Below are 15,486 nucleotides of genomic sequence, written 5' to 3' on the forward strand. Positions count from 1 at the left end.
TCCCCCGCGGGGCGCATCTCGCCCCGCCGGCCACTCAGACACCCCACAGTCACCAAGGGTTGTACCGGCGTTCTAGCTTCCGCCACTCGTGAGGTACGCCGACACGACCACGTTGGCCGTGTAACTGCGGCTCGTCCGGTCGAAGTTGCCCCCGCAGGTGATCAGCCGGAGTTCCGCCCGCCCCGACTCGTGCTGGCCGTAGGCCTGTCGGGCGTCGAACCGGTCGCGGGCGAGGACCCGTACGTCGTCGACGGTGAACTCGGCGACCTTGCCGTCGTCGCGGGTCACCCGGACCGTGCCGCCCGGCCGGAGCGCGCTGATCTTGTAGAAGACGGCGGGCCGGGTCTCGGTGTCGACGTGTCCGACCATCAGCGCGGTCCCGACCGCACCGGGCTGGACTCCGGACGCATACCAGCCGACGACTCCGGGCTGGTCGAAGGGCGGTGGGTCGAGGGCGCCGCGCGGGTCGAGGCCGCGGGCGACCACCGGTGCCTGCACCCCGAGGTCCGGGATGTCCAGGCGCTGCGGGCGGGCGCCCTTCAAGGGCTTGGCCGGGGGCGGCAGTTCGACGTCCGGCGGGCGTCCGACGGCGGCCACGTCACCGGTCGTCGGGTCGGATATGCCGTGCCGTACGTCGGTCACCTGGCGGCCCCACAGCCACAGCCCGAGCAGCAGCATCGCCCAGGCCACGCCGGTCAGCAGCCGGCCGGTGCCGCGGGCGCCGCCGGGGCCGTCGTGCCCGGGGGGACGGTCGCCGGAGAAACGGTCGTCGGGGAAGCGTTCGGCCATCGCCGGTCAGCTCCGCCCGCGGCTCCGGCGGCTGCCGCGCAGCACGACGGCCACCGCGGCGACCCCGGCGAGCACCAGCCCGGTCACCGCGTGCCCGGCGCCGGGTCCCGCGGAGCGGGTGTCCATGGCGGAGAAGTGGGTGGCCGTACCGCCGCCGCCCGCGTCGACGGGGGCGGTCGGCGAGGCGGGCGCGGACGGATCGGTCCTCCCGCCCTTCGCTACGACGGTGATGCGGCCCTTCACCTGGAAGTCGGCGCAGGTGATCTTCACGTCGTAGGAGCCGGGCCCGATCGAGGAGCGCACGCGGGTCTCGCCGGCGAGGCTGCCGCCGGACCCCGTCAGCCGGGCGTCGGCGACGAACGCGGCCGAGGCGGCGGTCGCCGTCTTCCCGGCGCAGCCGGTCACGCGCAGCGTGAGGTCGGCGCCGGGGGCCGGGGACGACGGGGTCACCGAGACGCTTCCGCCGTCGGCCGCCTGGGCGACCGGGGTGAGGACGGCGACGGCCAGGACCGCGGTACAGAGAGTGAGGCGTAGGGAACCCATCGTGAACCTCCAGATATCTGGAGACTCCCTCGGCGGGCCGGGCGGCGCATCCCGAGGCGGCGCCCCACTACTCCGTACGAGTACCGCGCGCGAGCCGGTTCTCAGATCCGGTCGACGAGGTCGGCGATCGAGTCGACGACCTTGGAGGGCCGGTACGGGAAGTCCTCGACCTGCTCGGGCCGGGTCAGGCCGGTGAGCACCAGGTAGGTCTGCATGCCGGCCTCGATGCCGGCGAGGACGTCGGTGTCCATGCGGTCGCCGATCATGGCGCTGCTCTCGGAGTGCGCGCCGATGGTGTTGAGCCCGGTGCGCATCATCAGCGGGTTGGGCTTGCCCGCGAAGTACGGCTTCTTGCCGGTCGCCTTGGTGATCAGGGCGGCGACGGCGCCGGTGGCCGGCAGCGCGCCCTCGGCGGAGGGGCCGGTCTCGTCGGGGTTGGTGCAGATGAAACGGGCGCCGTCGTTGATGAGCCGGACGGCCTTGGTCATGGCCTCGAAGGAGTAGGTGCGGGTCTCGCCGAGGACCACGTAGTCGGGCTCGTGGTCGGTGAGGATGTAGCCGATGTCGTGCAGCGCGGTGGTCAGCCCGGCCTCGCCGATGACGTACGCCGTGCCGCCGGGGCGCTGGTCGTCCAGGAACTGGGCGGTGGCCAGGGCGGAGGTCCAGATGTTCTCGATCGGCACGTCCAGGCCCATGCGGCGCAGCCGGGCGTGCAGGTCGCGCGGGGTGTAGATCGAGTTGTTGGTCAGCACCAGGAAGGGCTTGCCGGAGTCGCGGAGCTTCTTGAGGAAGGCGTCGGCGCCGGGGATCGGTACGCCCTCGTGGATGAGCACACCGTCCATGTCGGTGAGCCACGACTCGATGGGCTTGCGGTCTGCCATGTGCGGGATCTCCTGCCGTACGCGGTACTGCGTGTGCCTCAGCCTAGCGATCAGCTGTCGGTGGCAGATTTCCATTCTTCGACGTATTACGGAAGGTTCTGCTCGATCTCGGCCCGATCCTGGTCAACGCGGTCCCGTCGCAGGCCACGGTGACGCCGTCGAAGCGGATACCGCCGCTCACGCGAGGACTCCGGGCAACCGGTGCACGCCGTCCAGCACCTGGGTCGCCCCGGCCGCCCGCAGCGCGTCCGCGCCGTGCGCCCCGGTCAGCACACCGGCGACCAGCCCTGCGCCCGCGCGGACCCCGCTGAGCATGTCGTAGGAGGTGTCGCCGACGACGGCGACCTGCCGGACGTCGTCGGCGACCGCCGTCCGCAGGAACGCGGTGAGGACCATGTCCGGGTACGGCCGTCCCCGGCCCCCGGCGTCGGCGGGGCACAGGGTGAGGGGCACGAGGTCCTGCCAGCCGAGCGCGGCGAGGATGGCGTCCTGGGTGGGCCGGGCGAAGCCGGTGGTCAACACCACTGTGCGGCCCTGGGAGTTGAGCTCCTCGATGGCCTCGCGGGCGCCGGGCAGGGCCGCGACCCGGCCGCCGTCGACGAGTTCGGCGTACGCCGTCTCGAAGGCCCTGTTCGCCTCCTGGGCCCGGCTCTCGTCGCCGAACAGGTGCCGGAAGACGGAGATCTTGGACTCGCCCATGGTGGCGCGGACGTGGTCCAGCATCGGTTCGGGATCGGCGTCCAGGTGCCGGGCGGCGGCCACGAAGGCCTGCTCGACGAGGCCGCCGTCGGCGACGGTGGTGCCGGCCATGTCGAGGACGACGAGCCGGATGCGGTGCGGGTGGTTGGGGTGGTGGGAGTGGTGCGAGTGGTTGAGGTGGTGGGAATGGTGCGGGTGGTGGGAGTGCTGGGGATGGCGGGGGTTGTTGTCGGGGTTCAGGTCGGTCATGGGTGTCACCAGCCCAGTTCGTTCGCGGTGGTCTCGGCGATCGCCGGGGAACAGGTCATGCCGCGCCCGCCTGGTCCGGTGACCAGCCACACCCCCTCGTGCACCTGCTGCCGGTGCACGACCCGCCCCGGCTCGGTGCACTGCGCGTACACCCCGGCCCAGCGGCGGCGGACCCTCGGCAGCGGGCGGCCGAGGAAGGACTCGACGACCTCGGTGAGGTGCTCGTAGGGCTCCTCGACGGTGTCGAAGGCGAAGGGGTGCTCGTACTCGTGGGTGTCGCCGATGGTCAGGCCGCCGTCGGCGCGCTGCACCATGAGCAGCTGCATGCGGTGGGCGGCGGCCGTGTCGCCCTGCGGCTGCCGGGAGTTGAGGCCGTCCAGGGCGGGCGAGGCATAGGCGGGGTAGTAGCGGAAGCTGTCCGCGTCGGCGACCGAGGTGGTGAGCGGTTCGCCCAGCGGGTCGGTCTGCATCATCTGGAGGCGTACGCGGCGGACCGGCAGGTCGGGTCCGGCGAGTTCGCGGACGAGCCCGCCGAGCCAGGCGCCGGTGCACAGGACGACGGCGTCGGCGCGGTGCACCTCGCCGTGGTCGTCCCTGACGGTGCCCGGGCCGGTCACCTCGCGGACCTCCCGGCCCGGCAGGAAGGTGTAGTGCGGGGACCTCGACAGCTCGGCGCGCAGGGCGAGTTGGGCGGTGCGGGGTTCCACGGCCGCGTCCCGCTCGCAGTACAGGGCCGCGTCGAACGCACCGCGCAGGGCGGGGTTCAGGGCGCGCGCCTCGGTGGGCGTCAGCAGCTTGTGGCCACGCGCCGCCGCGTCCTGCCGGGCTACGGCGGCCTCGGCGACGGCGAGTTCGTACGGGCCCCTGACCGGGGTCAGCGAGCCGTTCGCCCGGAAGCCGAGCCCAGGCACGCGGACGCCGATCTCCTGCCACAACTCCCTTGCGCGCAGGGCGGTTTCGAGTTCCTCGCCGCCCGCGCGCCCGCTCACCCAGATCTGCCCGAAGTTGCGCAGCGAGGCACCGCGGGCCTCGGCCTCGCGCTCGATCTGCACGACCTCGTGGCCGCGCTCCACCGCCTGCCAGGCGTGCATGGTGCCCACCACGCCCGCGCCCACGACTGTCACTCTCACGACGCTCACGCTCCTCGCGCACGGGGAACCGGAGGAATCCGGCCGACGACAAGAGCCTGAACGAGCGATCACGTTTGGGCTAGACCCGTTATCTTTTAGTTACTCAAGTGGAAGGTCCCGAGGTGATCGTTCTCAGCCGCGCAGATGGGTCGTGAACGAGAACCGGTCGCCGCGGTAGAGGGACCGCACCCGCTCCAGCGGGCGGCCCCCGGTGTCCCGGGAGACCCGGTGGATCAGCAGCATGGGCAGGGCGGGCGGGGTGCCGACGAGGAGGGCCTCGCGCGGGGTGGCCAGGACGGTCTCGATGCGTTCGTCGGCGTCCCCGAAGGCGATACCGCGATCGTGGAGGTAGCCGTAGAAGGAGGAGTCCGGCTCGAAGTCGGTGTCCAGGTGCGGGACCCGGGCCACGGCGACGTACGTGCTCTCCAGGCCGACCCGTTCGTCGTCCGCGAGCAGCAGGCGCTCCAGGTGCCAGACGGGTTCGCCGCGTTCGAGCCCGGTCTCGGCGGCGAGCGGGTCGGGGCAGGGGAAGCGGTCGAGGGTGACGAGGGTGCGGCCGGGGGTACGGCCCTGGCGCCGCACGCCCTCGGTGTAGCTGGCGAGGGACAGCGGCTGCTCCAGCTTGGGCCCGGCGACGACCGTCCCCCGCCCCTGCCGCCGCAGCCGCCCCTCCAGCACCAGCTCGCGCAGCGCCTGCCGCACGGTCTCCCGGGCGATCCCGTACTTCTCCGACAGATCGCGCTCGGTGGGGATGGCGCTCCCCTCCCCCAGCTCACGGATCAGCTGGTCGATCCGCGCCTTCGCCGCGTAGTACTTCGGGATCCGGCCGTGCTCCGGGATGCCGGAGCGGACGGGGGCGCCGGGGGCCTGGTTGTTCGGGTAGTCCACGGGGGGATCGTCGCAGACGGGGGTACGGGGGCGGGGGTACGGGGAGGTTGCCGGCTCGGGGTCAGCGGCGCCTTCGGGGGCCGGTCGGTCTGCGGATGAGCAGCAGGGCGCCGGTGACGAGCAGGAACGCGGCGGTGAGGAGGGCTGCGGGGGTGGCCAGGCCGGTGCGGGCGAGTTCCTGGGCACGTTCGGCCGCGTCGGTGAGGGGGCTCCGCTCGTCCGGGCCGGGGGAGGTCGAACTGCCCGGCACGGGGCCGTCCTCGACGCGGAACGCGTAGTCCTCGGACTGCCCGACCCAGTCGCCGTCGTTCCCGTGCCGCTGGACCACGGCCGCGGTGGCGGTGACCTCGTTCGGCGCGGTGTCCGAGGTGAGCGCGAGGCGGACCTTCACGGAGACGGTCCTGCCGGGGCCGACGGTGAAGCCGGGGAAACGGCCCTTGTCGTCGGCGAACGCCCCGACGAGTTCGTCCTCGTCGGTGGTCTCGAAGGTGACGGGGTGGGGGTCTTCGCCGTCGTAGAACTCCAGTCGCGGCTGGCCGGGGCGGAGGGACCTGGCCCGGTCGACGAGGACGACGACGGGGTGGATGTCCGCACAGGTCCGGCCGGTGGTGTTGGTGAGGTCCAGGTACCAGGTGCCGTATCCGCCCCCGGCCTCGTAGGCGTCGGGGCCGCCGTGGATACGGGTGGTGAGGGGGAAGGTACGGCCGTCGGGGGCGCAGTCGGAGCCGACGGCCGCGGAGCCGGGGTGCGGGGCGGCCGGAGGCGCGGAGCCCAGGACGGCTGCCACCGCGAGGCCGAGAAGAGCGGGCGTGAACAGTCGCATGAACACATGAGCGTGCCGGGCCACGGCGGGAGCGCGGTGCCACCACCCCGGGCGGGCGCCGGAACTACGGTGCAAATCCGCCCGATCAGCGGAGCGGGGGGATCGGCGGAGCGGGGGGATCGGGGATCAAGGGGGCGCGAGTCTGCGGGGCCGGGGGCGGGCGGTGTTCAACGGGGGTGCGGGGCTCTGGGGCTGGGGGCGGGGGCGGGCGGTGGTCAACGGAGGCCCGGGGCACTGGGGCCGGGGCGGGCGGTGATCCACAGAGGCGCGGGGCTCCAGGACCAGTAGCGGGCGTCAATCCACAGAAGCCCGGGCCTCCGGGACCGATGGCGGGCGGTGGTCAACGGGGAGCGAGTTCCCGGGGCCGGTGGCAGGCCATGGCCGGTGGCAGGCCATGGGCAACAAGGGCGCGAGCCCCGGGACCTGTGGGGCAGGCCATGCTCAGCGAGGTCGCGAGTCCCCCGGTCCGGTGACACTCGCGTCCGCGCCCCCGGCCAACCCCTCCCCCGGCCCGAACACCGGCGCCAGAAGCAGCTGGGCCGCCCCCTCCGCGACTCCAATCCCGGCGAGGCGTACCGGTACCGCGTCGGCTCCCCGGGCGCGTTCGGTGAGGACCGCTCGTACGCCCCGTACGAAGGTGTCGGGGGCCGCCGTGACGGTCCGGCCGCCGAGCAGGACCTGGTCGATGTCGAGCAGGCCCACGAGATTCGCCGCCCCGACCCCGAGCACACGTGCCGCCTCGTCCAGGTCGCCGTCGGCCACCGCGCGCAGGCACAGCGCCTCGACGCACCCCCGGTTCCCGCACCCGCACAGCGGCCCGTCCAGCTGGACGACCTGGTGTCCGAACTCCCCCGCCCCGGTCCGCGCCCCCCGGTGCACGGTCCCGCCGATCACGAGCCCGGCCCCCAGCCCCGTACCGAGATGGAGGTAGCCGAACGACCCCGGCTCCCCGCCGACGGCCAGCCCCAGCGCGACCGCGTTGGTGTCCTTGTCGACGACGACCGCCACCCCCAGCCGCCGGGTGAGCGCGTCCCGCAACGGAAACCCGTCCCACTCGGGAAACCCGGTCACCCGGTGCAGCACGCCCCGCACGTGGTCGAGGGGGCCGGGGAGCGCCACGCCCACGCCGAGCAGAGTGGGGATGCCGGCGAGCGGGACACGGGGGCCGGCGATGGGCGAGGACTCCGGGGAAGCACCGGCCGGCGAAGACCCCGGGCCCAGCACTCCGGAGACCCCCTCGCACACCGCCTCCGACGACACCCCACCCACCCCACAGCACACATCCCCCACCAACCGCTCGACCTCCCCCACCACGACCTCCGCCCCCGCCCCCAGATCCAGCGGAGCAACCCGCTCCGCCACCACCGCGCCCGTCAGATCCACCAGCACCGCACGCAGCTCGTCCCGGTCCAGGTGCACCCCCACCGCGTGCCCCCCCCCCGGCACCAGCCGCAGCACCGTCCGCGGCTTGCCGCCCGTCGACGCCCGGCGGCCCGCCTCCGTCGCGAGCCCCCGCTCCCGCAGCCGGGCGGTGATCTTGCTGACGGCCTGCGGGGTCAGCCCCGTGCGGTCGGCGAGTTCGAGCCGGCTGATGCCCTCGGCCCCGGCCCCGCGCAGCAGGCCGAGCACGAGCGCGGTGTTGTGGCTGCGCAGGGCCAGCAGGTTGGCGCCGCCGTTCGTCCTGTTCACACCCGCCATTGTGGCCCGTACTTGCACTTTGGCAACAGCGTTGCGAAAGTGGACGTCATGGCTGCTACCCCTCTCCGCGTGGGCCTCGTCGGCTACGGCCTCGCGGGCTCCGTCTTCCACGCCCCGCTGATCGCCGCCACCGAGGGCCTCGCCCTCGACACGGTGGTCACCTCGAACCCCGAGCGGCAGGCCCAGGCCCGCGCCGAGCACCCGGACGTCCGTACGGTCGCGGACGCCGACGAGCTGTTCGCCCGCGCCGGAGACCTCGACCTCGTCGTCATCGCGTCCCCGAACAAGACGCACGTGCCGCTCGCCTCCACCGCCCTCAAGGCCGGTCTCCCGGTCGTGGTCGACAAGCCGATCGCCGGCACCGCGGCCGAGGCCCGTGAGCTGGCGGCGCTGGCCGAGGAGCGCGGCCTGCTCCTCTCGGTCTTCCAGAACCGCCGCTGGGACAACGACTTCCTGACCCTGCGCAAGCTGCTCGACGAGGGCGAACTCGGCGACGTATGGCGCTTCGAGTCACGTTTCGAGCGCTGGCGCCCGCAGCCGAAGGGCGGCTGGCGCGAGTCCGGCGACCCCGCAGAGATCGGAGGTCTGCTCTACGACCTCGGCAGCCATGTCGTCGACCAGGCACTGACCCTCTTCGGCCCCGCCGCCTCCGTGTACGCCGAGTCCGACATCCGCCGCCCCGGCGCCGAGGTCGACGACGACACGTTCTTCGCGATCACCCACACCGGCGGTGTCCGCTCCCACTTGTACGTCTCCGCCACCACCGCCCAACTCGGCCCCCGTTTCCGGGTGCTGGGCTCGAAGGCCGGCTATGTGAAGTACGGCCTCGACCCGCAGGAGGCGGCCCTCAGGGACGGCGGGCGCCCCGGGCCTGACTGGGGCGCCGAGCCCGAGTCGCTGTGGGGCCGGCTCGGCTCCGGCGAGTCCCCCGTGACCGGCGGCGGCACCCCCGTCCCCACCCTCCCGGGCGCCTACCCCGCTTACTATGCGGCCGTGGCCAGGGCCCTCTCCGACGGCGGCACCAACCCGGTGACCGCGCTGGAGGCGGCCGCCGCCCTCGACGTACTGGAGGCGGCGCGCCGTTCGGCCCGCGACGGAGTGGCGGTGGAGCTGTGACGCACAACACCGAGCTGACCCCGAAGTTCCACCCGGAACTCACCCCGCCCCTGGAGGAGTTGGAGGCGCAGGAACGCCGCCTGGTCTTCCGGCAGTTCACGTACGACGACGCCTGGGCGCTGGGTTCCCTGCTGGTCGAGCTGGCCCGGGAGCGGCAGGCACCGGTGGCCGTCGACATCCACCGCGCCGGCCAGCAGCTCTTCCACGCGGCCCTGCCCGGATCCACCCCGGACAACGACGCCTGGATCACCCGCAAGCGCCGGGTCGTGGAGCGCTACGGCTCCGCCTCCTACCTGGTCGGCGCCCGCTTCCGCGCCAAGGGCAGCACCTTCGAGGAGTCCTCGCGCCTGGACCCCGACGAGTACGCGGCCCACGGCGGCTCCTTCCCCATCACGGTCGAGGGCGCGGGTGTGATCGGCTCGGTGACGGTGTCGGGGCTGCCCCAGCTCCAGGACCACCGTCTGGTCGTGGAGGCGCTGGAGCAGTTCCTGGGCAAGGAGGGTTAGCCGGGCCGGAAGGAGCGTCGGCCGGGCCGGAATGATGCCGGGCTTCTGCTCGTTGGCACCTGCCATGAACTCGTTGGCACCTGCCATGAAGCAGAGCATCGGACAGTACGGCATCTGGAACGGCGGCGGTCTGCGTGGGGAGGACCCGTCCCTGCGGGCCGAACGCGCGGAGGCCGCCGCCGAGTTGGAGGAGCTCGGGTTCGGCGCGATCTGGCTGGGCGGCAGCAGTTCGGCCGCCAACGCCGCTCCGCTCCTCGACGCGACGTCCCGGATCGCCGTCGGCACCAGCATCCAGAGCATCTGGGACCACGAGGCCGAAAGCGCCGCCGCGAGCCGGACCGCCCTGGACTCCGCCCACCCCGGCCGCTTCACCCTGGGCCTCGGAGTCAGTCACGCCAGGCTCGCGGAGCAGTACCGCCGACCGTACTCGGCGCTGGTCGGCTACCTGGACGCCCTGGACGCGGCGGGGGTCCCCGCCGAGGCCCGTGTCCTGGCGGCGCTGGGCCCGAAGACCATCGAGCTGGCCCGGGACCGCGCGGCCGGCTCGATCCCGTACCTGATCAGCGCGGACCAGGTCGCGAAGTCCCGCGAACTCCTGGGCGCAGAGCCCCTGTTGGCCCCCGAGCTGAAGGTGGTCCTGGAGACGGACCCGGCCACGGCCCGCGCCCTGGCCCGCGACTGCCTCTCCATCTACCTCGCCCTCCCCAACTACACCAACAACTTCCTCCGCAACGGCTTCACCGAGGACGACCTGAAGGACGGCGGCAGCGACCGCCTGGTCGACGCGGTCTTCGCCTGGGGCACGGAGGAGCAGATCCGCGCCCGCATCGGCGACTTCACCGAGGCGGGCGCGGACCACGTGGCCCTTCAGATAGTGGACGGCGCCCCGAGGGAATCCCTCCCGAGGGAGGCGTGGCGGAAGCTGGCCTCTCTGCTCGGGTGAGGGGAACCGCTTCGGGGGCGCGAGGAACCGCGCGACCAGCCACGGCCGCGCCGCACCCGCGCCACCCGCTCCACCCGCTCCACCCGCTCCACCGGCGGAGCCCTACGCGTCCTTGAACTCCTGCCGCTGACGCCCGAGTCCGGAGATCTCGAGCTCCACGACATCCCCGGCCCGCAGATACGGCTTGGGCTCGGGCTCCCCCATGGCCACCCCCGCAGGCGTCCCCGTGTTGATCACGTCACCGGGATAGAGCGTCATGAACTGGCTGACGTACCGCACCACTTCACCCACGGGGAAGATCTGCTCGGCGGTCGTACCGTCCTGCTTCAACTCCCCGTTGACCCACAGCCGCAACGACAGGCTCTGCGGATCCGGCACCTCGTCCGACGTCACCAGCCACGGCCCCAGGGGGTTGAACGTCTCGCAGTTCTTCCCCTTGTCCCACGTCCCCCCGCGCTCGATCTGGAACTCCCGCTCGGACACGTCGTGCGCCACCGCGTACCCGGCGACATGAGCGAGCCCCTCCTCCGCGGACCCCAGATACCGGGCCGTACGCCCGATCACGACCGCCAGCTCGACCTCCCAGTCGGTCTTCACCGACGTGCGGGGCACCAGAACCGTGTCGTACGGCCCCACCACCGTGTCCGCGGCCTTGAAGAAGATCACCGGCTCGGCGGGCGGCTCGGCCCCCGTCTCGCGCGCGTGGTCGTGGTAGTTGAGCCCGATGCACACGATCTTCCCGATCCGGGCGAGCGGCGGCCCGACCCGCAGTCCGGTCGCGTCCAGCGAAGGCAGCTCACCGGAGTCCGCGGCGGCGCGGACCCGGCCGAGTGCCGCGTCGTCGGCGAGCAGCGTCCCGTCGATGTCGTCGACGACACCGGACAGGTCCCGCAGGACCCCGTCGGCGTCGAGCAGCGCGGGCTTCTCCGCTCCGGCCGTACCGACTCGCAGCAGCTTCATGATGACTTTCTCCCTCGATCGCGCGGGGCGTCCTCCGACGGGTGCAGCCATCGGATGACTGGTCGATCCTCCAAGCTGAGTGTCCGGTCCGCAATACCCGGTTCACGGACTGGACCGTCGCCACCCCGGTCAGCGGTAGAGCGCGGCCCTCTCGACCGCGGCCCACGTCGAACTGGTCACCACGTACAGCGCGGCCGCGAGCGGCACCACCGCCACGGTGAAGAGCGTGAAGAAGGACATGAACGGCATGACCTTGCTCATCGCGCCCATGCCGGGCACGGCCTGGCCGTCCCCCGCCGGCAGCACGGGGTTCGCGGCCATCATCCGCCTGGTGCGCCGGAAGTTGAAGCTCGCGACGGCGGCGACCACCGCGAACAGCCCGACGTAGACGAGCCCGGCCGCGCCGAACACCCCGCCGTCCCCGAGGGCGTCGGCCCACCGCCCGCCGAGCGGGGCGGCGAACAGTTCGTGGCCGAGGAGTTCGTTCGCCTTCCCGCCGATCGTGGTGTTGGAGAACAGGTGGTACAGCAGGAAGAACGCGGGCAGCTGGAACAGCCCGGGCAGACAGCCGGACAGCGGTGACACCTTCTCCTCGGCATGCAGCTCCAGCACCGCCTTCTGGAGCCCCTCGGGACTGTCCTTGTGCTTCCTGCGCAGCTCGGCGATCTTCGGCTGGAGCTTGGTGCGGGCCTTCTGACCGCGGGCGGCGGCGCGGGACAGGGGGTGCACGAGCAGTCGTACGAAGGCGGTGAACAGGACGATCGAGGCGGCGGCCGCGGTGGCGCCGAAGAACGGGTGGAGCAGGTCTGCCAGGTGCTGGACCAGGTCGGCGAAGACAGACATGGGTGAGCCCTCCGGGGGTCTCGTCGTGCCGGGAGTGGTGAAGGCGGCATGACGACCCGCGCGGGGTGCGCTGATTACCGAGCTGAACCCCTACGCGGTGGTCGTCCGGAGGGTGTGGCCGGGCGCCCGGGGACGCGGCCGGCCCTTGGCGTCGGGGTCCCGCTGCGGCAGGAAGGCCGTGCGGCGGGCGCGGTCGCGGATGGCCGTACGGACCCGGGTGGGCGGTACGGCGGGCGCGCAGCGCGAGGCGATCAGGGAGCAGGCGGCGAACGCGGAGCCGGCCGCGGCGGTCGCGGCGAGCGCGACGGCGGCGGAGAGGCTGCCGGTGTCGAGCAGGACGACGTCGAGGACGAGAAGGAGCAGCACGGCGGCGGGACGTACGGTCGTCCACCTGCGGATCACGGCCACTCCCCCTCTCCGTTCTGCGAGTCCTCCCCCGGTTATACCTGATCGACCACGAGGGGCTGCAAGAGCCTCTTCGGCTTGAGCAGGGCCCGGCTGACCGGGTCCGCGGGGTCGGGGTCGAGTCCGGGTCCGGGGAGCATGAGGACGTCCTCGACCGGTACGACGGTGGCGCAGGCGGGGCATTCGCCGTAGGACCCGAGTTCGGTACGGCACTCCGCGTGCTGGAAGGTGCGCAGCACGGTGGGGTCGTACTGCTCGCGGCCCCAGCGGCCGAGGGCGCGCAGGGCCGGCCACAGGGCGATGCCGCGGTCGGTGACGACGTACTCGTCGCGCGGCGGGGACTCCTGGTAGCGGCGCTTTTCGAGGATGCCCTCCTCGGTGAGCATCTGGAGGCGGGCGGCGAGGACCGCGCGCGGGATGCCGAGGTGGACGAGGAAGTCGTTGTAGCGCCGGATGCCGTAGAGGGCGTCGCGGACCACGAGCAGGGTCCAGCGTTCGCCGACGATCTCGAGCGCGCGGGCGATCGAGCATTCCTGTGTCGCGTAGTCCTTGCCCAGTGCCATGCCGCCCACTGTAACCATTTTCCAGCCTTGGGTTCAATGAACGAACCTACTCTGCTACGGTTCACCGCATGACTAAGTTCAATGAACGAACCCTCACTGAGGTGAAGGTGCCGGCACCCGCCCCGCAGGCGGCTTCCCGTCCCGGTGCCACCCTCGCCCTGACCAGCGCCGCCACCGCCGTGGCCCTCATGACCTACACCGCGCCGATGGTCACGCTCCCCGAGGTCGCCGCCGACCTGCACACCCCGCTCTCCGCACAGGCCTGGCTCCTGAACGGCACCCCGCTCGGCGTCGCCGCGCTCCTCCTGGTCGCCGGCAGCCTCGCCGACGACTACGGACGGCGCCGGATCTTCGTCGCGGGCACCCTCGCGCTGGGCCTCACCACCGCCCTCGGCGCCCTGACCTCGTCGACCTGGCTGTTCACCCTGGCCCGGATCGCCCAGGGCGCGGCCAGCGCGGCCCTGCTCGCGAGCAGCCTGGGCCTGCTGGTCCACGCGTTCCCCACCCCGCGCGGCCGACTGCACGCGACCGGCGTCTGGGGCGCGTTCGTGAGCGGCGGCATCGCGGTCGGCCCGCTGCTGAGCGGCGCACTGCCGAGCTGGAGAGTGTCGTACGGCGTTCTCGGCGCCGCCGCCGTGCTCGTGGCCGCCCTCTCCGCCCGCCTGCTGTCGGAGTCCCGGGCCCCGCGCGGCGGCCGCCCCGACCTCGCCGGGGCCGTGACCTTCGGGCTCGCCCTGGTGGCCCTGGTCGCGGCGCTGACCCTGGGCCGGGACGGATGGCTCCGGGCGCCCGTGGGGCTGCTGTCGCTGGCCTTCGCCGTGCTGCTGGCCCTGTTCGCCGTGGTCGAGCGGCGCTCGGCGACCCCGATGATCGACCTGGGCCTGCTCCGCCACCGCCGTTTCCTGGCGTCCTCCGTCAGCGGCCTGTTCACCGGGCTCGCGGTGATCGGCCTGTTCAGCTTCCTCCCGGCGCTTCTCCAGCAGACGGTCGGCCTCTCCGCGATGGACACCGCCTGGCTGTTCCTCCTCTGGTCCGGCCTCTCCTTCGCGGTCGCCCTCCAGGTCCGGCGCCTGGCGGGCCGGGTCTCCCCCCGCTGGCAGCTCGCGACCGGCTTCCTCCTGCACGCGGCCGGCGTCCTCACCATGCTCGGCTCCCTGGACGCGGGCTCCTGGACCCGCCTCCTCCCCGGCCTGGTCACAGCGGGCATCGGCAGCGGCCTCCTGAACGCGGCGCTCCCGCTGGCCGCGGTGGAATCCGTCCCGGCCACCCGAGCGGCCATGGGCTCCGGCGCCCAGCAGACCTTCCGCTACATCGGCTCCTGCGCCGGGGTGGCCCTGACGATCGCCATCGCCACGTCCACCGGCGGCGGCCTGGCGCACGGGGCGGACATCGCGATGGTGGTGTCGGCGGTGCTGGCCCTGGTGGCGGCGGGGGGTGTGGTGGGGCTGCGGGAGCGGGCGTGAGGGGGGTGGGGGCGAGGTGAGGGAGGTGAGCGGGGTGAGGGAGGAGGGCGGGGTGAGGGAGGTGGGCGGGGGCGCCGGACCGACCTCAGCCTCAGCCCCGAGGCCGCATCGACACCAGCTTCCCCCACACCACCAGCCGATACCGGGACGTGTACTCAGGCGTGCAGGTAGTGAGCGTGATGTAGTAACCAGGCTGCCCGTACCCGGAGTTGGGATGCACCGAGGAGCGCGGGACCGGCCGGATCACCCCGGCGTCACGGGCCGAGGTCTGCCGAAGGGTCCGGTCCACGGCGTACGTGTAGACCGCACTGCGCGTCTCCACCTCGATCGTGTCCTTCGGCGCGAGCCGGTTGATGTACCGGAAGGGCTCGCCGTGGGTGTTGCGATGCCCGGCGAGCGCGAAGTTCCCTGCCTGGCCCGGCTGTTGACTGCCCGGGTAGTGCCCGACGTACCCCTTGTTGAGCACGCTCCGCTTGCCGACCCCTTCGGCGACGGGAACGCGGAGGTGCAGCCGGGGGACGGTGAGAATGGCGTACGCCTGCGACCAAGTGGCCTGGGAGCGACCGGTGTTGGAGGTGCCCCCCGACCGGGACGACCGCGCCGGGGACGACTGCGGGGACGGCGGCGGGACGGCCGTATCGGAGTCACCGCGGGCCGCCGCGGCGCCGCCGTCGCCACCCCCCTGCCCCCACTCCCGCTCCAGCGCCTCGACCTTCCGCCGGGCCCCCTCCCGCGCCTCCCGGTTGGTCCACCACAGCTGGTGGACGACGAGCAGCATGAGGACGACCCCGACGGTCACCAGGACCTCGCCGCCGGTCCACAGCACGCGTCGGCGACGGGCCCGCCGACGCCGTACCGCGTGCTCCAGGACGCGAACCCGCATGCGCACGCCTCCCTCCACCGGGCCCGCACCATAGGCGCTCTCCCCCCAACTGGCCATACACATCGGTAAGTAAGAGTCACACAGGGGCTGCGCTCCTATACTTC

General features: G+C 73.0%; 17 protein-coding genes. 4 read left to right on the forward strand and 13 right to left on the reverse strand.

Annotation, left to right across the window (positions count from 1 at the left end; genetic code table 11):
- Positions 1-72: 72 nt before the first annotated feature.
- The 8 genes from G3I78_RS37735 to G3I78_RS37770 all read right to left on the reverse strand — a co-directional run bounded on the left by G3I78_RS37735 (position 73) and on the right by G3I78_RS37770 (position 7,691).
- Positions 73-678, reverse strand: coding sequence for a class F sortase (locus G3I78_RS37735; protein WP_239158307.1), 606 nt, complete (start codon positions 676-678; stop codon positions 73-75).
- A 117-nt stretch (positions 679-795) separates the two neighbouring features.
- Positions 796-1,332: a hypothetical protein gene (locus G3I78_RS37740; RefSeq protein ID WP_164433258.1), complete on the reverse strand. Its 537-nt coding sequence runs from the start codon at positions 1,330-1,332 to the stop codon at positions 796-798.
- A 101-nt stretch (positions 1,333-1,433) separates the two neighbouring features.
- Positions 1,434-2,213, reverse strand: a complete 780-nt coding sequence (locus G3I78_RS37745; protein WP_164433260.1) for an HAD-IIA family hydrolase — start codon at positions 2,211-2,213, stop codon at positions 1,434-1,436.
- A 177-nt stretch (positions 2,214-2,390) separates the two neighbouring features.
- On the reverse strand, positions 2,391-3,023 hold the full coding sequence (locus G3I78_RS37750) for an HAD hydrolase-like protein (protein ID WP_239158308.1): 633 nt from the start codon (positions 3,021-3,023) through the stop codon (positions 2,391-2,393).
- Between the two features lie 143 nt (positions 3,024-3,166).
- Complete coding sequence (locus G3I78_RS37755; protein WP_164433262.1) at positions 3,167-4,291, reverse strand: TIGR03364 family FAD-dependent oxidoreductase; 1,125 nt, start codon at positions 4,289-4,291, stop codon at positions 3,167-3,169.
- A 132-nt stretch (positions 4,292-4,423) separates the two neighbouring features.
- Complete coding sequence (locus G3I78_RS37760) at positions 4,424-5,179, reverse strand: GntR family transcriptional regulator (protein WP_164433263.1); 756 nt, start codon at positions 5,177-5,179, stop codon at positions 4,424-4,426.
- Between the two features lie 61 nt (positions 5,180-5,240).
- Positions 5,241-6,002, reverse strand: a complete 762-nt coding sequence (locus G3I78_RS37765; RefSeq protein WP_203616041.1) for a hypothetical protein — start codon at positions 6,000-6,002, stop codon at positions 5,241-5,243.
- A gap of 441 nt (positions 6,003-6,443) precedes the next feature.
- Positions 6,444-7,691, reverse strand: coding sequence for an ROK family transcriptional regulator (locus tag G3I78_RS37770; protein ID WP_343243957.1), 1,248 nt, complete (start codon positions 7,689-7,691; stop codon positions 6,444-6,446).
- 57 nt (positions 7,692-7,748) lie between these two features.
- On the opposite strand from G3I78_RS37770, the gene G3I78_RS37775 reads away from it, so the two are divergent.
- From G3I78_RS37775 to G3I78_RS37785, 3 genes are all read left to right on the forward strand, one after another.
- Positions 7,749-8,816 (forward strand): Gfo/Idh/MocA family oxidoreductase, encoded by a 1,068-nt coding sequence (locus G3I78_RS37775; RefSeq protein WP_164433265.1) that lies wholly within the window; start codon positions 7,749-7,751, stop codon positions 8,814-8,816.
- Complete coding sequence (locus G3I78_RS37780) at positions 8,813-9,322, forward strand: heme-degrading domain-containing protein (protein ID WP_164433266.1); 510 nt, start codon at positions 8,813-8,815, stop codon at positions 9,320-9,322. The genes G3I78_RS37775 and G3I78_RS37780 overlap by 4 nt, the downstream gene beginning before the upstream one ends.
- 85 nt (positions 9,323-9,407) lie before the next feature.
- The gene (locus G3I78_RS37785) at positions 9,408-10,265 is read left to right on the forward strand and encodes an LLM class F420-dependent oxidoreductase (protein WP_164433267.1); all 858 of its coding nucleotides are present in this window, start codon (positions 9,408-9,410) and stop codon (positions 10,263-10,265) included.
- Between the two features lie 102 nt (positions 10,266-10,367).
- On the opposite strand, the gene G3I78_RS37790 is transcribed toward G3I78_RS37785, so the two are convergent.
- The 4 genes from G3I78_RS37790 to G3I78_RS37805 all read right to left on the reverse strand — a co-directional run bounded on the left by G3I78_RS37790 (position 10,368) and on the right by G3I78_RS37805 (position 13,036).
- A complete protein-coding gene (locus tag G3I78_RS37790; protein ID WP_164433269.1) occupies positions 10,368-11,225 on the reverse strand; it encodes a fumarylacetoacetate hydrolase family protein in 858 nt (285 codons plus the stop codon).
- Positions 11,226-11,354: 129 nt separating this feature from the next.
- Positions 11,355-12,068, reverse strand: a complete 714-nt coding sequence (locus G3I78_RS37795) for a YidC/Oxa1 family membrane protein insertase (RefSeq protein WP_164433271.1) — start codon at positions 12,066-12,068, stop codon at positions 11,355-11,357.
- Between the two features lie 90 nt (positions 12,069-12,158).
- A complete protein-coding gene (locus G3I78_RS37800) occupies positions 12,159-12,470 on the reverse strand; it encodes a DUF6412 domain-containing protein (RefSeq protein ID WP_164433273.1) in 312 nt (103 codons plus the stop codon).
- 38 nt (positions 12,471-12,508) lie between these two features.
- Positions 12,509-13,036 carry a helix-turn-helix domain-containing protein gene (locus G3I78_RS37805; protein ID WP_164433275.1) on the reverse strand — a complete coding sequence of 176 codons (528 nt, stop codon included), beginning with the start codon at positions 13,034-13,036 and terminating at the stop codon, positions 12,509-12,511.
- Between the two features lie 68 nt (positions 13,037-13,104).
- On the opposite strand from G3I78_RS37805, the gene G3I78_RS37810 reads away from it, so the two are divergent.
- On the forward strand, positions 13,105-14,499 hold the full coding sequence (locus G3I78_RS37810; RefSeq protein WP_164433277.1) for an MFS transporter: 1,395 nt from the start codon (positions 13,105-13,107) through the stop codon (positions 14,497-14,499).
- Between the two features lie 91 nt (positions 14,500-14,590).
- On the opposite strand, the gene G3I78_RS37815 is transcribed toward G3I78_RS37810, so the two are convergent.
- Positions 14,591-15,382 carry a class E sortase gene (locus tag G3I78_RS37815; protein ID WP_164433279.1) on the reverse strand — a complete coding sequence of 264 codons (792 nt, stop codon included), beginning with the start codon at positions 15,380-15,382 and terminating at the stop codon, positions 14,591-14,593.
- Positions 15,383-15,486: the final 104 nt, after the last annotated feature.

It is taken from the genome of Streptomyces sp. SID13726, from assembly GCF_010548375.1.
GTDB lineage: Bacteria > Actinomycetota > Actinomycetes > Streptomycetales > Streptomycetaceae > Streptomyces.